At 42.3% G+C, this 24,170-nt stretch carries 22 protein-coding genes; 4 read left to right on the top strand and 18 right to left on the bottom strand.

What is annotated here, in order from left to right:
* Nucleotides 1–520: 520 nt before the first annotated feature.
* Nucleotides 521–910, bottom strand: a complete 390-nt coding sequence (locus BF9343_RS22020) for a hypothetical protein (protein WP_010992210.1) — start codon at nucleotides 908–910, stop codon at nucleotides 521–523.
* Nucleotides 911–1,334: 424 nt separating this feature from the next.
* Here BF9343_RS22020 and BF9343_RS03845 point away from each other — a divergent pair, with 424 nt between their 5' ends.
* The 3 genes from BF9343_RS03845 (at nucleotide 1,335) to BF9343_RS03855 (ending at nucleotide 5,562) form a co-directional block, all read left to right on the top strand.
* Nucleotides 1,335–1,700, top strand: a complete 366-nt coding sequence (locus BF9343_RS03845) for a BlaI/MecI/CopY family transcriptional regulator (protein WP_010992211.1) — start codon at nucleotides 1,335–1,337, stop codon at nucleotides 1,698–1,700.
* A gap of 15 nt (nucleotides 1,701–1,715) precedes the next feature.
* A complete protein-coding gene (locus BF9343_RS03850) occupies nucleotides 1,716–3,278 on the top strand; it encodes a M56 family metallopeptidase (RefSeq protein ID WP_005785102.1) in 1,563 nt (520 codons plus the stop codon).
* A 241-nt stretch (nucleotides 3,279–3,519) separates the two neighbouring features.
* Nucleotides 3,520–5,562, top strand: coding sequence for an ATP-binding protein (locus BF9343_RS03855; protein ID WP_005785104.1), 2,043 nt, complete (start codon nucleotides 3,520–3,522; stop codon nucleotides 5,560–5,562).
* 95 nt (nucleotides 5,563–5,657) lie between these two features.
* Here the strand turns inward: BF9343_RS03855 and BF9343_RS03860 are convergent, their stop codons facing one another.
* From BF9343_RS03860 to BF9343_RS03945, 17 genes are all read right to left on the bottom strand, one after another.
* Nucleotides 5,658–6,833, bottom strand: a complete 1,176-nt coding sequence (locus tag BF9343_RS03860; RefSeq protein ID WP_010992213.1) for a 6-bladed beta-propeller — start codon at nucleotides 6,831–6,833, stop codon at nucleotides 5,658–5,660.
* 297 nt (nucleotides 6,834–7,130) lie between these two features.
* Entirely contained in the window at nucleotides 7,131–8,036 is a 906-nt protein-coding gene (gene miaA / locus BF9343_RS03865) for a tRNA (adenosine(37)-N6)-dimethylallyltransferase MiaA (protein ID WP_005785112.1), read from the bottom strand.
* A 96-nt stretch (nucleotides 8,037–8,132) separates the two neighbouring features.
* Nucleotides 8,133–8,696, bottom strand: coding sequence for an IS1096 element passenger TnpR family protein (locus BF9343_RS03870; RefSeq protein ID WP_008769509.1), 564 nt, complete (start codon nucleotides 8,694–8,696; stop codon nucleotides 8,133–8,135).
* Nucleotides 8,697–8,829: 133 nt separating this feature from the next.
* Nucleotides 8,830–9,597 carry an acyl-ACP--UDP-N-acetylglucosamine O-acyltransferase gene (gene lpxA / locus BF9343_RS03875; protein WP_005785118.1) on the bottom strand — a complete coding sequence of 256 codons (768 nt, stop codon included), beginning with the start codon at nucleotides 9,595–9,597 and terminating at the stop codon, nucleotides 8,830–8,832.
* A gap of 10 nt (nucleotides 9,598–9,607) precedes the next feature.
* Nucleotides 9,608–10,993 carry a bifunctional UDP-3-O-[3-hydroxymyristoyl] N-acetylglucosamine deacetylase/3-hydroxyacyl-ACP dehydratase gene (locus BF9343_RS03880; protein ID WP_005785120.1) on the bottom strand — a complete coding sequence of 462 codons (1,386 nt, stop codon included), beginning with the start codon at nucleotides 10,991–10,993 and terminating at the stop codon, nucleotides 9,608–9,610.
* A 3-nt stretch (nucleotides 10,994–10,996) separates the two neighbouring features.
* Entirely contained in the window at nucleotides 10,997–12,037 is a 1,041-nt protein-coding gene (gene lpxD, locus BF9343_RS03885) for a UDP-3-O-(3-hydroxymyristoyl)glucosamine N-acyltransferase (RefSeq protein WP_005785122.1), read from the bottom strand.
* 82 nt (nucleotides 12,038–12,119) lie between these two features.
* The gene (locus tag BF9343_RS03890) at nucleotides 12,120–13,349 is read right to left on the bottom strand and encodes an HD domain-containing protein (RefSeq protein ID WP_005785125.1); all 1,230 of its coding nucleotides are present in this window, start codon (nucleotides 13,347–13,349) and stop codon (nucleotides 12,120–12,122) included.
* Nucleotides 13,349–14,173: an orotidine-5'-phosphate decarboxylase gene (gene pyrF, locus BF9343_RS03895; RefSeq protein ID WP_005796043.1), complete on the bottom strand. Its 825-nt coding sequence runs from the start codon at nucleotides 14,171–14,173 to the stop codon at nucleotides 13,349–13,351. Before pyrF ends, BF9343_RS03890 begins: the two co-directional genes overlap by 1 nt.
* A gap of 48 nt (nucleotides 14,174–14,221) precedes the next feature.
* Entirely contained in the window at nucleotides 14,222–15,334 is a 1,113-nt protein-coding gene (gene prfA / locus BF9343_RS03900) for a peptide chain release factor 1 (RefSeq protein WP_005785133.1), read from the bottom strand.
* Nucleotides 15,335–15,397: 63 nt separating this feature from the next.
* The gene (locus BF9343_RS03905; RefSeq protein ID WP_010992214.1) at nucleotides 15,398–16,564 is read right to left on the bottom strand and encodes an AIR synthase related protein; all 1,167 of its coding nucleotides are present in this window, start codon (nucleotides 16,562–16,564) and stop codon (nucleotides 15,398–15,400) included.
* A 585-nt stretch (nucleotides 16,565–17,149) separates the two neighbouring features.
* Nucleotides 17,150–17,731 (bottom strand): LemA family protein, encoded by a 582-nt coding sequence (locus BF9343_RS03915; RefSeq protein WP_005785140.1) that lies wholly within the window; start codon nucleotides 17,729–17,731, stop codon nucleotides 17,150–17,152.
* A gap of 94 nt (nucleotides 17,732–17,825) precedes the next feature.
* Nucleotides 17,826–18,746 carry a TPM domain-containing protein gene (locus tag BF9343_RS03920; RefSeq protein WP_010992216.1) on the bottom strand — a complete coding sequence of 307 codons (921 nt, stop codon included), beginning with the start codon at nucleotides 18,744–18,746 and terminating at the stop codon, nucleotides 17,826–17,828.
* 1 nt (nucleotide 18,747) lies between these two features.
* Complete coding sequence (locus tag BF9343_RS03925) at nucleotides 18,748–19,698, bottom strand: alpha/beta hydrolase (protein ID WP_005785146.1); 951 nt, start codon at nucleotides 19,696–19,698, stop codon at nucleotides 18,748–18,750.
* Nucleotides 19,699–20,442: a shikimate dehydrogenase family protein gene (locus BF9343_RS03930; protein WP_005785149.1), complete on the bottom strand. Its 744-nt coding sequence runs from the start codon at nucleotides 20,440–20,442 to the stop codon at nucleotides 19,699–19,701. It abuts the gene before it with no gap.
* Between the two features lie 26 nt (nucleotides 20,443–20,468).
* Nucleotides 20,469–21,206, bottom strand: a complete 738-nt coding sequence (gene ubiE, locus BF9343_RS03935; protein ID WP_005785152.1) for a bifunctional demethylmenaquinone methyltransferase/2-methoxy-6-polyprenyl-1,4-benzoquinol methylase UbiE — start codon at nucleotides 21,204–21,206, stop codon at nucleotides 20,469–20,471.
* Nucleotides 21,207–21,327: 121 nt separating this feature from the next.
* Nucleotides 21,328–22,272, bottom strand: a complete 945-nt coding sequence (locus BF9343_RS03940; RefSeq protein WP_005785154.1) for a phosphoribosylaminoimidazolesuccinocarboxamide synthase — start codon at nucleotides 22,270–22,272, stop codon at nucleotides 21,328–21,330.
* Nucleotides 22,273–22,291: 19 nt separating this feature from the next.
* A complete protein-coding gene (locus BF9343_RS03945; protein ID WP_005785156.1) occupies nucleotides 22,292–23,305 on the bottom strand; it encodes a PhoH family protein in 1,014 nt (337 codons plus the stop codon).
* A 164-nt stretch (nucleotides 23,306–23,469) separates the two neighbouring features.
* Between BF9343_RS03945 and BF9343_RS03950 the strand changes: the two genes are divergently transcribed.
* On the top strand, nucleotides 23,470–24,150 hold the full coding sequence (locus BF9343_RS03950; protein ID WP_005785158.1) for a DUF5715 family protein: 681 nt from the start codon (nucleotides 23,470–23,472) through the stop codon (nucleotides 24,148–24,150).
* Nucleotides 24,151–24,170 lie beyond the last annotated feature (20 nt).

Below are 24,170 nucleotides of genomic sequence, written 5' to 3' on the forward strand. Positions count from 1 at the left end.
ACCTGCTTTTTTGTCAACTATAAACGAGGGCTTACCCTTCCGAAAACTGAATTAGATTCCATGAGTAAAAGAAAACTTACCACCAAATTTGAAGAAGAACCCTCAAAAAATCGATCTTCCATCTTCCACCCTCTGTTTTAAGGTGATATTTCACGTAAGTATCTGAACTACAGATATAGATTGCACACTTCTTAAGCAAATATACCTTTTAAAGTATTTTGTTTTTTCGTTGTTTAATTAGGAAATGGTGCAGTCCTTATTTCGTCCCGTGTACCTGAGCCCATAAGCCCCGGTACGCGGACCGGGATAAAGGTGCTGAGATAAGAAGTAAGATATTGATATACGATGCTTTATAAGTATAGCAAAATTAAGATGTTTATTTACTTAATTGGCAGGATAAAAAGAACCGCTGCTCTTTACGGGGGGCAATAAAGAAACAGCGGTTCGCATCAACTGGTTGAGTTTGTTGTAGAGATCTGGATTTAAGAATGTATATAAAGGTTCAAACTGAAAGAAAAAACTAAAATGAAAATGGAATCTTTGAAATAGGTATGAAACTCCGGGGACACATCGTCCAAATGATGTCTGATTTACAAAATCGGGTGGCGGTGCAGATCTGCCGGATACGGGATTTATACTTAGTGATATATGAGTAGCTTGGACTTAGTATCAGGCGGGAATATCTCACCTTGTGAACTTTGAAGATGTATTGGGCTGTATCGAGAATCGTTTCTTTCCGTTCGGCTAAACAGGAAGAAGTGAAACAGTCTGAATATTCAAAGTCCTTGGTTTCTGTGGCATAGTATAGAATCTTTCTGCCTCGCTGAATGATGTAATTCAATCTGTAATAACCATTGGCGTCGATTCCCCGGCGTTGGAAATATAAAATTCTGATAATAGGTTTGCCCATGGCTTAAACGTAATAGGCAGGGAAAAATGAACGGCCCTGCTGACCCGTTTGCGTTATATAATTTCATGCAGAGCAAGAAATAAATATATGCCAACCCATTACGGAGTTGGACACGGGGACAGAGCCGTTTTATCCAAAAGCTGCGGACATATACGATCATATGCCCGTAGCTAAAGTAAGACAAAGAAATATTTATTTCTCTATCTCTGCTTAAAAAATTATATAACGCATCACAAAGGTGAGAATTATTTTTGATTTAGCATAGCAAACGGTTAAAAAATGTATGAAATAACACTTTATCGGCTGGTAATGTTTTGCTGTATATGCTTTATCATGAAACTATCCGCTTTAGTTTTAATTAACTGCTGAAATTAGTTTTTGAACTAAATCTTTTCGTTATTTGTGTTCAAATGAAGAAAAGGTTATGAAAAGATTAACAGCAAAAGAAGAAGAGATTATGGGATTTTTCTGGGAGAAGGGTCCTTTGTTTGTGAAAGAGATACTGGCATTTTATGATGAGCCAAGACCACATTTCAATACTTTGTCTACAATTGTGCGCGGATTGGAAGAGAAGGGCTTTTTAGCACATCATACTTATGGCAATACCTATCAGTATTATGCGGTAGTCAGCGAATCGGACTTTAGTAAACGTACGCTGAAAAGTGTAATTAGCAAGTATTTCAATAATTCGTATCTCAGTGCTGTGTCGTCATTGGTGAAGGAAGAAGATATTTCGCTTGACGACCTCAAGAAGTTGATTCAGGAGGTGGAGCAAAAGAACGAAGAATAATTAAATGATGCGGATATGATGGGACTCTTTTTCGTTTATATAGTAAAGTCTTCTGTTTGCCTGGCAGGTTTTTATCTGTTTTACCGCTTGTTATTGAGCAAGGAGACATTTCACCGATTTAACAGGATCGCTCTGTTGACTCTGTTGTTGCTGTCTCTGTTGTTGCCTCTTGTTCAACTGACTACTATCGAACAGACAGAAGTACATCAGACGATGCTTACTATCGAACAATTATTGATGATGGCAGATATGCCGGTATCGGAGGTGACACCTGCCGAAGCGGTGACTTTATCCGGCATACAGATTCTTTTGATGGTTTATTTATCAGGAGTTCTCTTTTTCGCCTGCCGGCATATTTATTCTTTGGGGCGTCTGTTGATGCTGCTGAGGTCAGGGGAGAAAGAGAAGATGGAAAACGGAATGACCTTAGTGATTCATCAACAAAAGATTTCACCTTTCAGCTGGATGAAGTATATTGTTATCTCTAAAGTGGATTTGGAGGAGGATGGCAGAGAGATACTCATTCATGAGGCAGCACATGTTCGTAATCGTCACTCTGTCGATTTGCTGATTGCCGATATCTGTATTTTCTTTCAATGGTTCAATCCGGCTTCCTGGCTATTAAAGCAGGAACTTCAGAATATTCATGAGTATGAAGCGGATGAGTCTGTTATCAGAGAGGGAGTTAATGCCAGGCAATATCAGTTGCTACTGATAAAAAAAGCTGTTGGCACAAGGCTCTACTCTATGGCCAACAGCTTTAATCACAGTAAACTTAAAAAACGTATCACTATGATGTTAAAAGAAAAGTCAAATCCATGGGCACGATTGAAGTACTTGTATGTACTTCCTTTGGCCGCCATTGCTGTGACTGCATTTGCCCGTCCTGAGATTTCGGGTAAGATGGATGAAATCTCGGCCGTGAAAGTGAATGATTTCGTGCAAATAGTAGGGACTAAAGTGCCTGAAAAAAAGGTTGAGGTGTTGAAAGATACTGTGAAAAAAGATGCTCCGAAAGAAGAGGCTTTTGAAGTATCCCGGTTGGAAACGGTACCTACGCACTCGAAAGTAACCATAACGGATGGGATGAAAAGAAGCGGGATGGATTTGTTTTCGGTTAGAAATGCCGGTTCTCAACCTCAGCCCTTGATCCTTGTGGATGGAAAAGAGATAACCGGCGAGCAGATGCAACGGGATATCAATCCGGATATGATTGAGTCTATCAGTGTTCTGAAAGACGAAGCGTCGACAGCCATATATGGAGATAAGGCCAAACATGGCGTAATTCTGATTACACTGAAAGGAAAGGATGTGCAAAATGTGCTGTCTCTTTCTGCTTCGGATCCGGAAGACGGGGTGAAGGTTGTAGGAGTGGTCAAAGATCATCTGGATAAGCCATTGGCGGGGGCATCTGTATTTATTTCGGGAACCGTCTCGGGAACAATGTCTGATGCTTATGGACGTTTTGTTCTTTTGGCTCCCAAGAACGCTATGCTCCGTATTTCATATACGGGCATGACAACAGTTGAAAAGGCTGTGGCTCCGGAGGTAAACGTGACATTGAATCCGGCAGACTAAAAAATATTTATTGTGGGGTGCTACTCCCACAGACCAATGTGTCAAAACTCACCATGGAGGATAAGCCTTCTATCCCCGGTCGGAAGGATGGAAAAAAACGGGAAAATATCGATTTGAAAGAACTTTATCAATTATATAATGAAATAGATTCGTATATTAGCCAACGATATAACGAACTGTTTGGACTCTGAAGCCATGTTTATTCCGAGTCGGAGGATTACACTTTAACCATTATGTATTTATGAAGAGATTATTATCCGTTTTTCTATTTCTATTTTGCTGCGTTATAGCGGCCGATGCACAAGACGATGCCGCACAGTATGATTCGATAATGAATCTGATGAAAAATAAAAAGATTCCTTTGATGGAACGTTATTATATGACCGGGGATATCGAATATCTTTCACGGGAGCATCAGATTGCCGTGCTGAAGCAATTGATTCCGGAAGCGAAAGAGGTGGAGGATAAGGCGGTCATTACCCGTCTTTATTCCATTGTAGCCATGTTCGAAAATCAACTTGGACATATGACTGAGGCTAAAAACTATCTGGACAGTGCTTTTATGAATAAGGGAAAGTTTGAAAACAACAATATTTCCGGTATGATGCACTACATTGCCGGAATCTATTATTCGGATAAGAACCTGATGGAACAGGCACATGAGAATTATTATCAGGCTGCTGAGTATTTTAATCGCAATGAAATGAAGCCGGCCATCTTAACGGAGATTTATTATGATCTGTCTATCATTTACTCGATGTGGCAAGATGATGAGGGATTACATGAATTGTCGGAAGCGATGAAAGACTTACCGGTAGATTTCCCTTTTCAGCAGATATTGAAGTGGACCATAAAGGCGAAATACTTTTATGCCTTATATCAGAATGAACACCGGGTGGATTTGCTGGATTCTGTGACGAAGTATAACCAGGAGGCTTTTAAGGTCTACACATCCACCGAAAATCCTTATGACGTGGGATATGTCATATCCGACAATTATTTGCACCAGGCAATAGTTTACAGTGAGGCGGGAAAAATCAAGGAAGCCGAACAGTGCTTTGAAACGGGTAAGAAACTGATGAATCCTAAAAAGATCGATGCCAATGTTTCGGTCAGTTATGTTTCGGGAGTAATTGCCTATTATCAGGCTGATTATGAATTGGCCGAACAACATTTACAGGACGGACTGCGTGAGTTGAAGCGGATGGATGAAGAGCAGGAGGTGGATTACTATCATGCTTTGATTGAATTCTATACACTGTTGGCTAAGGTATACGAGAAGCAGGAACTTTATAATAAGGCTTTGGAGGCAGCCCGTAATTCACTGAAATATGAAACTCGCTTGTTTGACAAAAATAGCAATAAGACGATCCAGAAATTACGGACACAATATAATCTGAATGAAAAGGAACGGGTTGTGGAGCAATTGTCCGCTATTAACGAAAAGAACCGACGGATTAATATTCTTTCGGCCATTCTTATTGTTCTGGCACTGGTCACTATCTTTTTACTTTTGAAACGCTATCGTTCGCGCCAGCGTATTCATGAAGGAATGTTGCAGATTGCCAAACTAAAGCAGCAGGAAGCTGAACTTCTGGTTAAGTTGCAGAAGACAAAACTTGAGGAAAGGGAACGGGAGTTCCAGTCTTTAGTGCATGAAGCGCAACAGCGTAAAGTTCAATATTATCTGGAAGGTCTTGAGGTGGAAAGAAAGCGATTGGCGAAGGAACTTCATGATAATGTTTCCAATGAATTATTGGCCATCAAGATGAAAATCACCGATGGAACAAGTAGCTGTGAGGAGATCATGGACACGTTACAAACTTTGCAAGCGGAAGTACGGGGCATTTCGCATGACCTGATGCCACCTATTTTCAAATACGCTTCGTTATCGGAGATTCTTCAGGATTATGTATATCAGCATAATCAGCCGGGGCAGACCGAACTGGAGCTGTTGCTCGAACCGGAGGATAACTTTGACAATTTATCGCAGAAGGTGTCGCTGGAGATCTATCGAATTGTACAGGAAGCTGTTGGTAACTCGTTGAAGCATGCACAAGCCACGCTGGTGAAGATTATCCTGGTGCGGGAAGATAACAAGGTGAAATTGACGGTTTCGGATAATGGAAGAGGATTTGAGCAACAGACCGGGAAGACGGGAATTGGTCTTACTATCATAAAAGAGCGTGTGGAAAACCTGAGGGGAACTCTGACTTTGAACTCTGCTCCGGGAAAAGGAACAGAGCTGATCGTGGAAATCGATCTGGAGAATCTGGAAAAATAAAAGAGAGATAACAGTTTGTTTACCACCGATTACGTAAACCGGGATAACCGTTTGGGTAATCGGTGGCGTTGGAGATATATCCTATTGTCAAATATTTATTTTATCTGATAGCTGAAAATGACAGGATTAGAGTCGCTGTCCAATGATTCTGTCAATTTATATAGTTTATCGGACATTTTATCCTTGAAAGATGGATGATTGTCTACGATAGCTTTGAGGCTGAACAGGGTCGTAGGATAAACCGTGAAGAATACACGGTTGTTGGCTCCTTCCACCGGTATGTATTGGTGTAAGTCTGTTTGGTATCCCGTATTTCGTATCTTATTGTATTTCAATAATTTGTTTTGCGTTTTATCAAATACATATACACCGAACAGATTCGTACTGAACATTAAATACTGGGGAGCATTTGCCACATTAGCCATTAAATATACATATCGATCCCAGGTGAATTTATTAAGCTCACGACAGGTGTATTCTTTGTCTTTAGCAGCTTCCGGAAAATTCTCGTTCATAAAATCGAAAGAGTAGTAAGGGGTTATCTTTCCGTCTTCCAGTTGGTAGATGGTGTTATCGAATTTTCTGGTAAATACAATAGGAGTGGTTCCATTCAGCCGGCTTCCTCCGATAAAACAATAAGGAGCTATTTCTCGGAGTGGTTTTAATAGTTCAGTCTTTTGGTTGTCCGGGGCTATTACTGTGATGGATGATGTGGATAACTGATTATTAATATATGTGGCATTTTCTAAATATGTCACTCCGTTGTCAATTGCTATTGAATGATAGTATCCTTGTAGTTTGGTAGTTTTAATGAAGTTTCCTTGTAAGTCATAATATATCAGTGAGGTCGGGTCAGCCAGGAATACTAAATTTTCATTTTGCCTGTCTATGGCTATATCCAGTATGCTTCCATATTCTCCTTTACCTATCCCTACACGGTGTATGGTAAATAGGTGTCTGCCTTTGTCATTGAAAGCCAACACTTGCTTCATGGATTTATCTAAAATATAATAGGTGTTTTTCCATTCTATTACCCGATTTATACGCTTTATCAATGCATTGTCTTTGGTTTCCAAGCAGAAGACTTGAGGATTTTTTAGGAAAAGAGTGTCATCCACTACTTTTTCTACTGTTTCTAACTTTGCGACCGAACCTGTTATTTCATTCTGGGTCATACATCCGCAGAACATTATAATCAATAGGAAGCTGGAGAAAAATATTTTTTTTATCATATTAAAGAGGTCTTTGACTAATATCTGCACTAAAATCATATTCGCATGCGATTATATCCATTATTATATTCGTATCCGATTGGTGTCAATGCCCCGATATTGGATAAAAAATTGAAGATTGAATTTAATTGTAGTGATTATGCGCAAGACAATGGGCGCTGCAATGCCGGGTAAGAAAAGTACTCGTTTTCGCATAGTGTTAACTTTTAAGGGATATTCTTATTATCGGTAAAGATACTAAAAATATTATGTAATAACGCTTCCTTTGCAACTCTTTTTATTTTATCTGGCTTTTTTCGCTTCTTTGTTAAGAATTCATCTTCTATATAAACCTGTTTATTTAATTGAGGCCTGAAGATACGATAATATTTCTTTCTCTTGTTCAGGATGGAACCATCTGATCTCTTCATCCCGTTTGAACCAGGTCATTTGTTTGCGTGAGTAGATACGTGAGTTCTGTTTTATTTTTTCGATAGCGAAGTCAAGATCCCACTCTCCATCCAGATATTTAAATATTTCCTTATAGCCTACAGTGTTCAGGGAGTTCAACTCTCGGTGGGCATATACGGAGCGGGCTTCTTCCAGCAATCCTTCGTCCATCATCTGGTCTACACGACGGTTGATGCGATCATATAATTCGGCGCGATCTCGCGTCAGTCCTATTTTTAGGATGTGGAACGGGCGTTCCTTTTTTTGTTGTGTACGGAAAGAGGTATAAGTTTTCCCTGTCATGTAACAGATTTCCAAGGCGTGGATGACTCGTTTGGGATTTTTTAAATCTACAATTTTATAGTACTCCGGATCCAGTAGCTTCAGTTCGGCACAGAGATTATCGAGTCCTTCTGTGTCATATTTATGTAGCAAGAGCTCACGAGTCTCGGCATCTACTGTCGGTATGTCATCAATGCCTTTGCAGATGGCATCCACATACATCATAGAGCCTCCGGTGAGCAGGACGACATGATGTTGTTGAAATAACTGTTCGAGAACACTCATTACTTCCGTCTCGTATTGGGCGGCACTGTAATAATCGGTAAGTTGCAGGGTACCTACAAAGTAGTGTGGAACCCGTTTTAATTGCTCCGGGGTCGGAGCAGCCGTTCCTATCTTAAGTTCGGCGTATAACTGTCGGGAGTCAGACGAAATGATACTCGTCTTGAAATATTCTGCTATGCGGAGGCTTAACTCCGTTTTTCCTACACCTGTAGGACCTATAAGTACAATTAAAGTTTTGGCAGTCATAACGATTGGTCATGTGATAATGTACCCATGTGACAGCATAGGGGGCGGGTAGTAAGATGTCATAACCCACCGGATGTGGTCACATGGGCATATTATTCAAAATTTATCTTCGTCGTATGAACTTCCACCTCCGGCTGCACCGTCATTTACATCAAATCCTTCGGCATCAAAGTCTTCCATATCGAAGTCCTGGTCACCGTAGAAGTTTTCATCCAGATCGAGTGAGCCTCCTCCGGCTGCCATCTCTTCGAAATCGACTGTTTGCTTGGGGGCTTCACCCGATTTCTTAGTACATTTAGCACCTTTTATTTCTTTTCCGGTGATGATTTCGGACAATTCGATGAAGAAACAACGTTCAGTCATGTAATCGAATACGTAAAGCAATTTTTGCTTTTCATCTTCAATCAACTCGTTGAGGCGGGTCTCTTTCATAATCCAGCTGTCCATTTCCGGATTATTGTCCATCTCTTCCAGTGTAATTTCTTTTTCTTTTTCCCAGTCATCATCACAGATAAAGAAAGAAGTCATCTGGTCGTTTGTATAGTTTGCTGCTTTCAGGATAGCTTCATGAAGATCGAAGAAAGTAGCTTCCGGGTCAATCTGTATCTCTCTGACGAAATCGTCAACCTCATCAGATATAATGGTAAATCTGTATATCATAGTTGTTACTGTTTTATTGATGGCGTAAAAGTAATAAAAAACCGAAAGATTGCAAATAAGATGGCTGGGTTTATTCCACAAAAAAGGAGGATGCTTGGAAAACATCCTCCTCTTCTTATTGATTTCTATTTATTTACCTGATAATTCCCCGTTCCGAGTTGCGAATAAAATCAACGATGTATTCTATTTCGGGGCTGGCCGGCACTTCTGCTTCAACCTTTGTGAGAGCATCCGAAGTGTTGAGTCCGCTTTGATAAATGATGCGGTAGGCATTGTGGATATTCTCTATAATCTCGTTCGAAAAACCACGACGACGGAGTCCGATGATGTTGATTCCACTGTAAGCGATAGGTTCGCGTCCGGCTATGATATACGGAGGAATATCTTTACTGAAACGGCATCCTCCCTGAATCATGACGTATCCGCCTACCCGGCAAAATTGGTGCATTAACACATTGGCACTGATGATGGCATTGTCATCGATGATGATTTCTCCGGCCATTTTGGTGGAGTTACCAACGATACAACCGTTGCCGATCAATGCATCGTGGGCCACATGGACGCCTTCCATCAATAGGTTGTTGTTACCTACAATGGTTCTGCCTTTAGCTGCTGTACCTCGGTTGATGGTCACGTTTTCACGAATCAGGTTATTGTCACCTATTTCGGCTGTACTTTCTTCACCTTTGAATTTCAAATCTTGTGGGATTGCTCCGATAACGGCTCCCGGAAAGATTGTATTTCCGTTACCGATACGTGAACCGTACAGGATGTTGGCATTAGCCATAATTTTATTGTTATCTCCGATGACTACATTTCTATCAATGTACACAAAAGGAGCTATCTCTACGTTTTCACCGATTTTTGCTTCGGGATGAATATACGCTAAGGGACTTATCATGCTTAATAAATTATTTGTTTTTTACTATTTGAGCCATGAATTCGCATTCACAGACTACTTTTTCACCAACGAAAGCATAGCCTTTCATGGTTGAAATGCCCCGGCGGATAGGAGCCAATAACTCAACACGGAATATCAGGGTATCGCCCGGAACTACCTTCTGACGGAACTTCACACCATCGATTTTCATGAAATAAGTAGAATAACGCTCCGGCTCATCTACTGAATTCAGAACGAGTAATCCGCCGATTTGAGCCATTGCTTCAATTTGCAGTACACCTGGCATCACAGGTTCCTGAGGGAAGTGTCCCTGAAAGAAGGGTTCGTTGGAGGTTACGTTTTTTACACCAACAATGTAGTTGGCACCAATTTCGATCACCTTATCTACCAATTGGAATGGATAACGGTGGGGGAGTAGTTCACGGATGCGGTTCACATCCATAATCGGAGCACGGTTGCAATCATAGGTAGGCGCCTGTATCTCGTGCAGGCGAATTTCTTTGCGCATCTGACGTGCGAATTTATTATTGATGGTGTGTCCGGGACGCGTAGCAATGATTCTTCCTTTAATGGGTTTACCGATCAGAGCAAGATCGCCGATGACATCCAACAATTTATGGCGGGCACATTCGTTGGGCCATACCAGAGGTTTGTGGTTAATGTATCCCAACAGCTTGGCATCCATGTGAGGGACTCTCATGACATCGGCCAGCTTGTCATAGTTTTCCTGGGACATTTCACGTTCGTAGATAACGATGGCATTGTCCAGATCGCCACCCTTGATGAGTCCGGCCGACAACAGTGGCTCGATTTCACGGACAAATACAAAGGTACGGCTGGGGGCAATTTCATCTTTGAACTTCTTCATATCCTCCAGTGTGGCAAACTGGTTGGGGATGATGGTTGAATCGTAAGATACCAATACGTTCAGGCTGAAGTTCTCATCAGGAAGTACGATGATAGACGATCCTGTCTCCTCGTCACGGAATTCTATTTTTGATTTGATGATATAGAAATCTTTAACGGCATTTTGTTCTTCGATTCCTACTTTCTCTATTTCTTGTACATAATATTGTGCACTTCCGTCCAGAATCGGAAATTCCGGTCCGTTGACTTGGATCAGACAGTTATCGATGCCCAAGGCATATAGAGCTGCCATTCCATGTTCAACTGTGCTTACTTTTACTCCATTTTTTGACAGCACGGTCCCTCTTGTCGTTTCACCTACATTGTCGGCTACGGCATCGATAATGGGTTGCCCTTCCAGATCCGTACGCTGTATTTTGTAGCCATGGTTATCCGGGGCGGGGTTAAACGTAACAGTCAGGTCAAGTCCAGTGTGAAGACCTTTTCCTCTCAGTGAAAAGCTCTCTTTCAGAGTTTTTTGTTTCAGCATTGGTTACTTATTTAATTGTTGTTTTAATTCTTCTATTTCTTTGCGGAGATTGCGTAACTCAATCTGCATCTCCGGAAGGCTTTTTTGTACAATGGATGCTTTGAAAAATTGTTTTAGCTCCATAGGGGGAGTTCCGATAAGTTGGCTACCGGATTTTATATTTCCGGGAACACCCGATTGGGCTCCCAGATTCACTTGGTTGCCTATTTTGAGATGTCCGGCAATGCCTACTTGTCCGCCGAACATACACCATTCGCCTACCTTGGTAGAACCTGCGATGCCCACTTGGGCAGCCATGACGGTATGCGAACCTATTTCATCGTTGTGGGCTATCTGGACCAGATTGTCCAACTTTACTCCGCTATGAATAACGGTTGCTCCCATGGTTGCACGGTCGATGCAAGTATTGGCGCCGACTTCTACATTGTCTTCCAGGATAACAATACCGATTTGGGGAATTTTTTCGTATCCTTGTGGGGTAGGGGCAAAACCGAAACCGTCTGCTCCGATCACGCATCCCGCATGCAGAATACAGTTATTACCTACCCGGCAATCATGGTATACAGTCGAGTTGGCGTACAAGATACAATTGCTGCCTATCTTGGCACCACCTCCCACAGTGGCATGCGGATGAATCACTGTGTTGTCTCCTACTTCCGCATGATCACCGATGCAAGCGAAAGGAGCTATATATACGTCTTTTCCTATTTTAGCGGTTTCCGCTACATAGGCACGTTCGTCAATACCGGTTCTTTTGGGTTTGCTCATTTCATACAGATTGAGCAACTTGGCAAGGCTCTCGTAAGCATTGTCTACTTTGATTAACGTTGCTTTTACTTCTTGTTCGGGAGTAAAATCTTTGTTCACCAACACAATGCTAGCTTTAGTCTCATATATATAAGGTGTATATTTCGGATTGGAAAGGAAAGAGATAGCGCCTGGTATTCCTTCTTCTATCTTTGCGAATGTATGTACAGTAGCGTTTTCGTCACCTATAATTTCCCCTTGGATAAATGCTGCAATTTGCTTAGCCGAGAACTCCATAATCTTACTTTAAAATTTAATTAGTACGCAAATAACGGACTTTTTTTTTATATATCCTTACTCTTTGATGAATATTTTATACTTATCTATCCCAACGCAAGTAGCAGATATAGTATTTCTTTACCTTTTTAGAGAGCAATGAAATGTTTAGCATGTCCGATGCTTCTGCAATATTTTTTATTGTTCCGTCCTTATAAATAATATCAATGCTGTCATCAGCCGAATCATACATGTTCTTTTCGATACTGGGGGTAGAGACAAAATAGTCCGCTTCGGAAAGAGTAATGCCTAATTGTCGGCTGATCAGTAAAGTCAATTCTTTTTTTCGTTCTTCACTAATAGGTTCGGAGCATATCTCCACCTTGAAGATGTTGCGATTAATCATACCCAGGCTTAATGTAGATAAAACCTTATCCGTGTGGGTACTCCATACCTTTAAAGCTGTCCAGATGTCATTATCGTCCAATTGAATAAAGTTCTCCAGACAGTCCGGGTTATTGTAAAACACTTCCGGATCGATGTGATTATACAGAAAAAATTTCAATGCCGGTGAAGCAAATAATTCGACTCCTTTCGAAGCGAGTTCTTTGGCACGTAACAGGGCACTGATCAACATTCGTTCATAAGCTACCGATGTTTTGTGCAGATAAACCTGCCAATACATCAATCGCCTTGCAGTCAGGAAATTTTCTATGGAATAGATTCCTTTGGATTCCACTACCAGATGATCGTCTGCCACATCAAGCATTTTGATGATACGGGCCGAACCGATGTTTCCTTCCGAGACTCCGGTGTAGAAGCTATCACGACGCAGGTAATCTAAACGGTCCATGTCCAGTTGTCCGCTTACTAACTGATGTAAGAAACGTTTGGGATATTCATCTTTGAATATCTGGATAGCCAAACTCAGCTGTCCGTTCATCTCCCTGTTCATCCGCTCCATCAGCATCAAAGAGATTTCTTCGTGAGATACTCCTTTGACAATGGTATCTTCAAGTACATGCGAGAAAGGACCGTGACCGATGTCGTGCAACAGGATGGCTGCCTGTACGGCTTCGGCTTCACTGTCGAATATAAAGTTACCTTTGGAAGCCAGTTGTGTGATGGCCTCGCTCATCAGGTAGAAGGCACCCAGAGAGTGTTGAAAGCGGGTATGCTGTGCACCGGGATAAACAACAGACGAAAGTCCTACTTGCTTGATGCGGTTTAAGCGCTGCAAAAGGGGATGCCGTACGATGTCGTACAGCAACCCCTTTGGTATGTTGATAAACCCGAATACCGGATCATTGATAATCTTCCGTTCGTGAGGCATTATAAAATAGCTTTCAGCTGTTCTGCCATTTGCTCTTGCACTTCTTTGGCAGCAGCACGGGCGGCAGCGGCAAAATTCTCTGTTTTATCTACATAAATAATTCCGCGAGAGGAATTCACAATAAGTCCACAGGTGCTGTTCATACCATATTTGCATACTTCTTCGAGAGAACCTCCCTGAGCACCGATACCCGGGACCAAGAGGAAGTGATTGGGGACAATTTTACGAATATCTTCGAAAGCACGTCCCTGAGTGGCACCTACTACATACATCATTTGTTCGTCGTTAGCCCATTCCTGTGATTTTTTTAGCACTTTTTCGAACAGACGTTCGCCGTTGGCATCTTCTGTCAGCTGGAAGTCATGAGAACCTTTATTTGAAGTCAGTGCCAGCAAGATTACCCACTTGCCTTCATAAGACAGGAATGGAGTAACGCTGTCTTCTCCCATATAAGGAGCTACAGTGACAGAGTCGATGTCCAGTTCCTCGAAGAAAGTACGGGCATACATTGCTGAGGTATTGCCTATGTCACCACGTTTGGCATCGGCGATGATAAACTGATCGGGATAATTCTCCTTGATGTAGTTCACGGTCTTTTCAAAAGCGATCCATCCTTTTACACCCATACTTTCGTAGAAGGCCAGATTGGGTTTATAAGCGATGCAATAGTCAGCCGTTGCATCGACAATTGCTTTATTGAAAGCGAAGATGGGATCCGGATCATCCAACAGGTGATCGGGTATCTTCTTGATATCTGTGTCAAGTCCTACGCAAAGAAATGATTTTTTGCGTTTGATGTTTTCAAATAATGATTGCTTGTTCATCTTTACTTAATTTACAAATTTACGATTTACAATTGAAGTAACCGTCCGTTACAATTCACTCTCTTTCAAGCGCTCCGCATTTTCGGCCACAGTCAGTTTATCGATACATTCCTGAATATCGCCGTCCATAAAGGCAGCCAGGTTATAAATGGTATAGTTGATGCGGTGGTCGGTGATGCGTCCCTGCGGATAATTATAAGTGCGGATTTTAGCCGAACGGTCACCTGTCGAAACCATTGTTTTACGCTTTGAAGCAATATCGTCGATATACTTCTGATGTTCCTTGTCATAGATAAACGTACGGAGGCGTGCCAGGGCGCGCTCTTTGTTTTTCGGTTGGTCGCGGGTTTCGGTACATTCAATTAAGATCTCTTCTGCTACTCCTGTATTCGGATTCTTCCAAATGTAGCGCAAACGGACACCCGATTCAACCTTGTTGACGTTCTGTCCACCTGCACCTCCGGAACGGAAAGTATCCCATTTGATTTCACCTTCGTTGATCACTACATCGAACTCTTCGGCTTCGGGTAGTACGGCTACCGAGGCTGCCGAAGTGTGTACACGTCCCTGGGTCTCTGTTGCAGGTACTCGTTGAACACGGTGTACTCCCGATTCGTATTTTAGTGTACCGTATACATTATCGCCTGTAACGCTGCAAATGATCTCCTTATATCCGCCGGCAGCGCCTTCATTGGCACTGGATACTTCCATTTTCCAACCTTTCGTTTCACAGAATTTGGCGTACATCCGGAAAAGGTCGCCTGCGAAGATCGCAGCTTCATCACCACCTGTACCGCCACGTATTTCAAGAATGGCATTCTTACCATCCTGAGGGTCGGCCGGTACCAGTAATAATTTGATTTCCTCTTCCAATACAGGGAGACGCTCCTGGCTGTTGTCCATTTCCTCTTTTGCCATTTCTCTCATATCAGCATCCGATTCGTTTGAGAGAATATCTTTAGCTTCTTCGATGTTAGCCAGTAGTTGCATGTATTCTTTACGGGCTTTCATCAAGTCGTCCAGCTCCTTGTATTCTTTGGTCAGTTTTACGTATCGTTTCTGGTCGGCAATCACTGCCGGGTCAGTAATAAGGGTAGACACCTCTTCGAAACGGGCTACAAGGCCGTCGAGCTTTTCTAATATACTATTGTTGTCTGCCATCTATTTCTTTTTCTTCTATTTCTCTGGGATTTGTGATTTTACAGATCGATTCTTTCCTATACATTAATATCTGAATTCACCGAATTCACTTTTGATAATCAGTTCTTTTTTATCACTCTCTTCAATACGTCCCACAATTTGTGCCGGGATACCGAAGGAGTCACTGATGGCGATCACTTCGGCTGCATGTTCCGGAGAGAGATATACTTCGAGGCGGTGTCCCATGTTGAATACCTTATACATTTCAGCCCAGTCGGTACCGCTTTGTTCCTGAATGGTTCTGAACAATGGAGGTACAGGGAAAAGGTTATCTTTGACTACACGTACGTCGCCTACAAAGTGCAATACTTTCGTTTGTGCCCCACCTGAACAGTGCACCATTCCGTGAATCTCGGGACGCAGTGCATCAAGCAATTTTTTCACTACCGGTGCGTAGGTGCGGGTAGGAGAGAGTACGAGTTTTCCGGCATCGATCGGAGATCCTTCTACTGTATCTGTCAGTTTTAGTCCGCCCGAATAAACCAGTTCCTCAGGTACTGCGGCGTCATAGCTTTCGGGATATTTCTCAGCCAGATACTTGGCGAATACATCATGACGGGCGGAAGTCAGTCCATTGCTGCCCATACCGCCATTATATTCTTTTTCATAAGTGGCCTGTCCATGAGAGGCAAGTCCCACAATGACATCTCCCGGACGGATATTGGCATTGTTGATAATATCTGCACGTTTCATGCGGCATGTCACTGTACTGTCTACGATAATAGTGCGGACGAGATCACCTACATCGGCTGTTTCACCTCCGGTGGCATATACGCCTACTCCCATTTCACGAAGTTCGGCCAGCAATTCGTCTGTTCCGTTAATGATGGCAGAAATTACTTCTCCGGGGATAAGCAACTTGTTACGTCCGATAGTAGAGGATACAAGAATATTGTCAACGGCACCCACACAAAGCAGGTCGTCTATGTTCATGATCAGTGCATCTTGTGCAATACCCTTCCAAACGGAGAGATCTCCCGTTTCTTTCCAATACATATAGGCCAGGCTCGATTTGGTTCCTGCACCATCAGCATGCATGATATTACAATATTCAGGGTCCCCACCCAAAATATCAGGGATTATTTTACAGAATGCTTGTGGAAAAATTCCTTTGTCGATGTTCTTGATGGCATTGTGCACATCTTCTTTTGATGCGCTGACGCCTCGCATCATGTATCGTTGATTACTCATGAGTTATTTGGATTTTGTATACAACGGCAAAAGTACAGCTTTTTTTCCTTATAGCCAACAAATTGGAGGATATAACGATCCGGTAATATGATGGGGGAGAGGGTTCATTCTTTAATTTGAAGTTTGAAATGAAAAGTTTAAAAGAATTTTGTGTACCGTTTCTGAATTGTTTGTGGGGAAAGGAAGCTCTTTCGACGATTCTTTGTTTTGACGGTTAAAGATGGACTTTAGTTGCCGCCTGAAATAGATTTTCTACCGCTGCTTTAGGAATATAGACAAAAAAATATTTTGTTTTGTAATTAATATCCTGAGTGGATGCCACTTTTCTATCAAAATTGTATGTCACGAAAATGACTGGGCCTGAAATGGGTTTTAAGAGAAATATGAAGAATGTGGGAATGTAAAAATCCCCTGACTCTTGCCTTGTATCGTGATCGACTAAGGCCAAAGCAGGGGGATTTTTATATCGGAACTTGCAAATAATAAGTAATGCTGTCTCGTTTTTCTATTTGAAGACAATCTCCTTTTTGGGGTAAGATCGTGCATTAACAATCATTGCCGGTGAGAAAAAATGTGTGTGACCGATCAGAATTTTACTTCCGGTGCTTTTTCCGTTCCTTCGGCGGCTTCGAAATAGGTACGTTTCTCGAAGCCGAATACAGAAGCAAAGATGCTTTTGGGGAAACGGCGGATAGATGTATTGTATGCTTGTGCAGCATCGTTAAAGTTTTTGCGGGCAACGTTGATCCGGTTTTCTGTACCTTCCAGTTGTGCTTGTAACTCAAGGAAATTTTGATTAGCTTTCAGGTCCGGATAATTTTCGGTAATGGCAAGCAGCTTGCCCAATGCGGATGTGACGGCTCCCTGTGCTTTCTGATATTCGGCTAACTTCTCCGGAGTGAGATCGTTGGCATCTACTTTGATCTGGGTAGCTTTACTACGAGCCTCTACAACTCCTTCGAGAGTCTCTTTTTCGTGCGAAGCATATCCTTTAACCGTGTTGACCAGATTGGGGATCAGATCTGCACGGCGCTGATATTGTGTCTCTACGTTAGCCCACTGGCTACTTACATTCTCGTCCATGGATACCAGTCCGTTATAGGCACTGATAGCCCAGATAATGATAACTGCCACTACGGCAATAAGGATAATAACTGACTTTTTCATATTGTTTCTTTTTGTATTACTGATTAATGACTCATGCAAATCAGAGGGAGCAAAAACTTTAATTCCGGATTCGCATATTTTATGGATTGATTTTTTAGAAACGTGAGCCGGCACCTCCACCGCCACCGGAACCGCCTCCGAAGCTTCCACCGCTGAAACCGCCTCCACCGCCGGATCCAAAACTTCCTCCTCCGAATCCTCCGATGAAAGGACCTCCTCCTCCGCGTCCCCGGTAATTGTCGTCATACGATTGTTGGCGTCGGACTACAGTATGTCCGCAATTGCGGCAGGTATATATAATGTCCTCGGTCTTTACTCCATTACGGTTCGATATCAATTTCGTGCTACTGCGCTGGAGTTGATGTTTCCCACATTTAGGGCAACGGGTACTTGCACGTACTGCCAGTATGCCGACCACTCCCGCTATCGTAATAAAACCTAAGATGACAACGAGAAGCATGGAGACAGATATCCCTTCTTCTCCACGACCTTCATCATCGTTTACCATCGAGCCGTCCAAGCGCTGGCATACAGCTTTTACTCCTGCCAGCATTCCTTGGTTCCACTCTCCTTTCTTGAGATAGGGGATCATCTCTTGCATTTGTATACGTTTGCATATGGCATCAGGCAGAATGCCTTCCAGTCCGTATCCGGTATAAAACTGGATACAGCGCTGATCGGTAACCAATAAGATAACCAGTCCGTTATCTTTACCTTTTTTGCCTACTCCCCATTGATTGAGTAGCTGATGGGAGAATTCAAAGCAATCTTTATCTCCGACCGATGGCACTATGGCAACAACTGTTTCAATCCCCGTCTGCTGTTCCAGTGCATATAGCATTGCATCTATTTCGTCACAAGCTTGCTGTGACAAGATGCCGGCAGGATTACAAACATACTGCATCTTGTTCTGCAAGTGCACTTTAGGGATGTTGTCTACGGTATATATTTTTTCTTCTGCTTTTAATGGGAGGAGTATCCATATAAAGAGCAGGTATGTGAGTATCTGTTTCATATCAGTGAATGTAGCGGTCTGTAAATTCTTTGACTTTCCGGGTGTATTCTTCCTTGTTCTCTTTATAAGATACGGCATGTGCAGCTCCCGGTACAATCCAGAGTTGCTTTGGAGCCGATTTGGCTTCATAAAGAGGATAGACCATCCATGTAGGCACGTATGTGTCTTTGTCACCGTGAATGAAAAACATCGGTAGATGACTTTTTTTTACTTGATTCAAAGAGGAGGCTTCTTCAAAATTCCATCCGTATTTTTTCTGGCATAGCCAGCTGGTTGTATTCATCAGTGGGAATGACGGGAGGTGAAAACTCGATTTCAGTTCATGTGAAAATTCATCCCATACACTGGTGTAACCACAGTCCTCAACGAAACATTTTACGAAATAAGGTTGTGCCTCTCCCGAAACCATCATGGTGGTAGCTCCTCCCATTGAAATACCGTGTACTACCATTTGGGTACTGTCCCCGTAAATCTGGTTGGCGATGTGCATCCATTGCATTACGTCCAGGCGGTCTTTCCAGCCCATCTGGATGGCGGGACCACCACTCTCCCCCTGATGTTGGAGGTCGGGCAATAGTACATTGTATTGCAAATCATGGTTATACAGGTAACCTATCATAAACATGCGAATGGCATTGTCTGTATAACCATGTACAATGACTGCCGTCTTTTTGGTTGGTTGCGGAGCCGCAATGTAATAAGCATGTAGCCGGATACCTTCCGGATTTAAAACAAAAGTGTCCCGAAGTGCATGAGCCTGATTGAGACTATCCACCCAGGGACGCAGAAAAGGATAATTCTTGTACATGAAAGGATAGGAGTCAGCATTTTTGGCACGTATCTTCGCTTCCGGACGAAGCGAATAATTGAGCATGAAAAAACTTCCGCCTATCGTACATCCGGTAAGCAGCAATAATAATGTTATGACGCCTATCTTAATTCCCTTTTTCATTTACTTATTCCATATTTCCCATGCGGCAAACGCTTGTAATAGTAGCATTTCAAGCCCATTTTTGGTTACTGCCCCATGCTCTTCTCCTTTCTTCATGAAAAGAGTGATGTTAGGATTATATAACAAATCGTAGAGTAAATGGTTTGGGGTTAGCAACTCATAAGGTATGGCAGGACAGAAGTCTACTTTCGGATACATACCTACCGGGGTACAGTTTACAATCACCGTATGCTCTGCCATAACTTCCGGTGTCAATTCTTCGTAAGTCAGCATACCTTCTTTCTTGGTGCGTGATACGAAAACACTGTCGATACCCAGATTCTTCAGGCCATGATAAATCGCTTTTGACGAACCGCCGGTACCCAGGATTAAGGCTTTTTTATGATAAGGTTGCAACAAGGGCTGAATGGACTGGCTGAATCCTATAATATCAGAATTATATCCCACCAGCTTTATTTTTCTTTTAGGGGTACGAATTATTTTAATAACATTGACCGCACCGATTTTTGCAGTGTCTTTATCCAATTCATCAAGGAAGGGGATTACCTGCTCTTTATAAGGGATTGTCACATTTAGTCCGCACAGATTGGGGTTCTCTTCGATCACCTCCATAAAATCATTGATTTCAGGAATTTCGAAGTTTACATATTCGGCATCTATGCCTTCAGATTTGAATTTTTCATTGAAAAAGCCGATGGAAAACGAATGTTTCAGTGGATAGCCAATTAAACCGTACTTTTGCATAAAGGGGGAAGATGTTAAATTAATATTTATTTCGTAGCCGTATAAAGTGTACAGATACCAAATGTCAGCCGCCTGAACTGAACTTGGCTGAAACCCACCCGTGAAATAACATTTTTCATAACTTCTCCTTGGGGAAAAGCTTTGATCGTTTGGGGTAGATAGCTGTAAGCACTGTTGTCTTTTGATAATAATTTGCCGAGAGTCGGGATAACTATCTTAGAATAAATGGTAAACATTTGCTTCATCGGAAAACGATCCGGAGTTGTCAGTTCGAGAATGACTAAATGTCCGCCTGTTTTGAGGACACGGTACATTTCAGAAAGTCCTTTATCCAAATCTTCAAAATTACGGATACCAAAAGCGACGGTGATAGCGTCGAAACGGTTGTCGGCAAACGAGAGAGAGGTACAGTCTTCCCTTGCAAAAGATATTTTTTCGGAAAGACCTTCCTTTTTTACCTTTTCACGTCCCACATTCATCATTCCTTCAGAAATGTCTGTTCCGATCAGTTGTTCGGGTTGCAATTCATGGCATGCCAAGATAGCAAAATCACCGGTGCCGGTTGCTACATCCATTATTTGTTGCGGACGGAAAGGTTTGAGCCAATTGATTGCCTTTCGCCGCCAGCTCCGGTCGATCCCTAACGATAGAGTATGATTCAACTGGTCGTATGCAGGGGCAATGTTGTCGAACATTTGTTCTACCTGTTCGCTCTTTTTCCCATCGTTGCTATAAGGTTTGATCTTTTCTTGTGGGTAGTTCATTCTTTTATTCGATTTTATTCACTACGGAGTTTACAGAGTTTTATGGATCGTAACAGTCTGCACGTTCCGCACACTCCGTATACTCTGTAGTGAATCTTAATTCGTTTCTGATTCAGGTTTCCTATTTTGCAAGGAATGCCATTACGTTCTTTTCGATACGTTCAGCAATGTTGCTGGTATCCTCTTTCACGAATTTTTCGCCGGTGATGTTTTCAAACAGCTCGATATAACGCTCGCTGATGCTTTCCACAATAGCAGGAGTCATTTCAGGAACTTTCTGTCCTTCTTTGCCTTGGAAACCGTTTTCCATCAACCATTCACGTACAAATTCTTTGGAAAGTTGTTTCTGTGCTTCGCCTTTTTCAAAACGTTCCTGATAACCTTCGGCGTAGAAATAACGGCTTGAGTCCGGAGTATGGATTTCGTCCATCAGATAGATGGTACCGTTGTGCTTTCCAAATTCATATTTGGTGTCTACCAAGATTAAACCGCGTTCCGCTGCTATTTCGGTACCACGTTTGAACAAAGCTAATGTATATTTTTCGAGGATGGCATATTCTTCCGGAGTAGCCAGTCCCTGAGCCAGGATTTCTTCTTTGGAGATATCTTCATCGTGCAATCCCATTTCTGCTTTTGTAGTCGGAGTGACGATCGGTTCAGGGAACTTTTGGTTCTCTTTCATACCTTCAGGAAGTTTTACGCCACAGATTTCGCGTACGCCGTTTTTGTAAGCACGCCATGCGCTTCCGCAAAGATAGCCACGTACGATCATTTCTACCGGGAAACCTTCGCAGAGTACTCCCACTGTAACCATTGGGTCGGGAGTGGCGAGTTTCCAGTTCGGACAGATGTCTGTGGTTGCATCCAAGAATTTTGCTGCAATCTGATTCAGCATTTGTCCTTTATAAGGGATACCTTCGGGCAACACTACATCAAAGGCCGAAATACGGTCGGTAGCTACCATTACGAGTTGTTCGCCATTGATGTTGTACACATCACGCACTTTTCCGTGGTACACACTTTTTTGTCCCGGAAAGTTGAAATCTGTTTTTGTTAATGCTTTCATACTTTTATATAATTATGAATTACAAATTACCAACGTTTTGCCGTTCTTTACTTATTGTAAGCCGTTCACCGTTTAATTTTTCCCGTTCGGCTTTCTTTTCCTTATCGAACTTTTCGTAAGCGTCCACGATACGTTCTACAAGCTTGTGTCGCACAATGTCTTTTTTATTCAGTTCGACAAAGCTGATTCCTTTCACTCCTTTTAGAATACGCAATGCCTGTACCAATCCCGATGTTTGTGAGGCCGGAAGATCGATCTGGGTCATGTCACCGGTAATGATCATCTTGGTATTCATTCCCATACGGGTGAGGAACATTTTAATTTGTTGGGTAGTGGTATTTTGGGCTTCGTCCAGGATGACTACTGCGTCATTGAGTGTACGTCCGCGCATAAAAGCGAGCGGAGCGATCTGAATGATGTTCAGTTCCATATATTCCTTCAGCTTGGCTGCCGGAATCATGTCTTGTAAAGCATCATAGAGTGGTTGTAGATACGGATCGATTTTATCTTTCATATCTCCGGGAAGAAAGCCTAACTTTTCACCGGCTTCTACCGCGGGGCGACTGAGAATTATTTTCTTGATTTCTTTGTTCTTCAGTGCACGAACGGCCAGAGCGATCGCTGTATAAGTCTTGCCCGAACCGGCCGGTCCGATAGCAAATACCATGTCGTTTTTGGCAAACCCCTCCACTAATTTCAGTTGGTTTTCGCTACGTGGAATGATGGGTTTCCCTGTGACGCTGAATACAATAACATTTCCCGCTTTTTCAGCTTGTGGTGCATTACCTTTAATGATGTCGATAATGACTTCTTCTTTCAGCGAATTGTATTCGGCACAATATTTTTCAAGCTTGGTGATATTTTCCTCAAAAGCGCACATTTCTTCCTCATCGCCCAGCACTTTGATGACATTGCCTCGGGCAACAATGCGTAGCTTTGGATACAAAGCTTTTATTAATTGTATGTTGGCGTTGTTTACGCCGTAAAAGATGACCGGATCAATATCCTCAAGAACTATCAGTTTTTCTATCATTGAATCAATTTAAAGGTTCACGCATATGCTGTGAAATGGACTGCAAATTTAATGAATCGTTCTCATACTTTGCAGATTCTTGCCGAATTAATTTGCGATGCTCTTTCCTGAAAAAGACAATTCCAGTATATTTGCACTCTGGGAACTTATAAAAAAGACTAATTATGAATCAATCTAAGTGCAGGAGCCACTTTGTAATTTCTATCTTTTTATGCTTTATATTGCCTTGTCTGGCGGGTTGCAAAAAGAAAGACATGTCTCTTAAGCTTAACGAACCGCGCAATATTAAAGGAGTGGTGAGCTATAAACGTTCGTTTGGAGATCTGAATGATGTACAGTTAAAAGCAGCACATGCGTGGGGCATTGCACCATTGGCTTCGCGCGAAGAAGCGGAAGAGATGGATGGAAAGTTGGTTCATATTGTCGATAATGACTTTTATGTGGTAGATTCACTCACTCATTCTATTCCTTATTTAGTGCCGCGCGCCAGTGCGTTACTCGATACGATAGGGGCAAATTTCTTGGATTCATTGACTGCTAAGGGGCTCAATCCGAATAAAATTATTGTAACTTCCGTACTTCGGACGGAGAATGATGTAAAACGCTTGCGTCGTCGAAATGGGAATGCATCGAAGAATTCTTGCCATTTTTACGGAACTACATTCGATGTGAGTTGGAAACGGTTTAAGAAAGTGGAAGATGAGGATGGACGTCCTCTTCAGGATGTGAGTGCTGATACTTTAAAGCTGGTATTGGCCGAAGTCTTGCGGGATGTTCGTAAGGCGGATAAATGTTATGTAAAGTACGAATTGAAACAGGGATGTTTTCACATAACAACACGCTAAGTGTGAGAAACGGTGAACGA

It is taken from the genome of Bacteroides fragilis NCTC 9343, from assembly GCF_000025985.1.
GTDB lineage: Bacteria > Bacteroidota > Bacteroidia > Bacteroidales > Bacteroidaceae > Bacteroides > Bacteroides fragilis.

Coding starts and splice junctions, on each gene's coding strand:
- BF9343_RS03930 (WP_005785149.1), bottom strand. CDS start 20,442: ATGCAAAAGTACGGTTTAATTGGCTATCCACTGAAACATTCGTTTTCC.
- BF9343_RS03920 (WP_010992216.1), bottom strand. CDS start 18,746: ATGAAACAGATACTCACATACCTGCTCTTTATATGGATACTCCTCCCA.
- BF9343_RS03890 (WP_005785125.1), bottom strand. CDS start 13,349: ATGCCTCACGAACGGAAGATTATCAATGATCCGGTATTCGGGTTTATC.
- lpxD (WP_005785122.1), bottom strand. CDS start 12,037: ATGGAGTTCTCGGCTAAGCAAATTGCAGCATTTATCCAAGGGGAAATT.
- BF9343_RS03940 (WP_005785154.1), bottom strand. CDS start 22,272: ATGAAAGCATTAACAAAAACAGATTTCAACTTTCCGGGACAAAAAAGT.
- BF9343_RS22020 (WP_010992210.1), bottom strand. CDS start 910: ATGGGCAAACCTATTATCAGAATTTTATATTTCCAACGCCGGGGAATC.
- BF9343_RS03845 (WP_010992211.1), top strand. CDS start 1,335: ATGAAAAGATTAACAGCAAAAGAAGAAGAGATTATGGGATTTTTCTGG.
- miaA (WP_005785112.1), bottom strand. CDS start 8,036: ATGACTGCCAAAACTTTAATTGTACTTATAGGTCCTACAGGTGTAGGA.
- BF9343_RS03850 (WP_005785102.1), top strand. CDS start 1,716: ATGATGGGACTCTTTTTCGTTTATATAGTAAAGTCTTCTGTTTGCCTG.
- BF9343_RS03915 (WP_005785140.1), bottom strand. CDS start 17,731: ATGAAAAAGTCAGTTATTATCCTTATTGCCGTAGTGGCAGTTATCATT.
- BF9343_RS03925 (WP_005785146.1), bottom strand. CDS start 19,698: ATGAAAAAGGGAATTAAGATAGGCGTCATAACATTATTATTGCTGCTT.
- BF9343_RS03870 (WP_008769509.1), bottom strand. CDS start 8,696: ATGATATACAGATTTACCATTATATCTGATGAGGTTGACGATTTCGTC.
- prfA (WP_005785133.1), bottom strand. CDS start 15,334: ATGGCAGACAACAATAGTATATTAGAAAAGCTCGACGGCCTTGTAGCC.
- BF9343_RS03855 (WP_005785104.1), top strand. CDS start 3,520: ATGAAGAGATTATTATCCGTTTTTCTATTTCTATTTTGCTGCGTTATA.
- ubiE (WP_005785152.1), bottom strand. CDS start 21,206: ATGAACTACCCACAAGAAAAGATCAAACCTTATAGCAACGATGGGAAA.
- BF9343_RS03905 (WP_010992214.1), bottom strand. CDS start 16,564: ATGAGTAATCAACGATACATGATGCGAGGCGTCAGCGCATCAAAAGAA.
- BF9343_RS03880 (WP_005785120.1), bottom strand. CDS start 10,993: ATGCTGAAACAAAAAACTCTGAAAGAGAGCTTTTCACTGAGAGGAAAA.
- BF9343_RS03950 (WP_005785158.1), top strand. CDS start 23,470: ATGAATCAATCTAAGTGCAGGAGCCACTTTGTAATTTCTATCTTTTTA.
- lpxA (WP_005785118.1), bottom strand. CDS start 9,597: ATGATAAGTCCCTTAGCGTATATTCATCCCGAAGCAAAAATCGGTGAA.
- pyrF (WP_005796043.1), bottom strand. CDS start 14,173: ATGAACAAGCAATCATTATTTGAAAACATCAAACGCAAAAAATCATTT.
- BF9343_RS03945 (WP_005785156.1), bottom strand. CDS start 23,305: ATGATAGAAAAACTGATAGTTCTTGAGGATATTGATCCGGTCATCTTT.
- BF9343_RS03860 (WP_010992213.1), bottom strand. CDS start 6,833: ATGATTTTAGTGCAGATATTAGTCAAAGACCTCTTTAATATGATAAAA.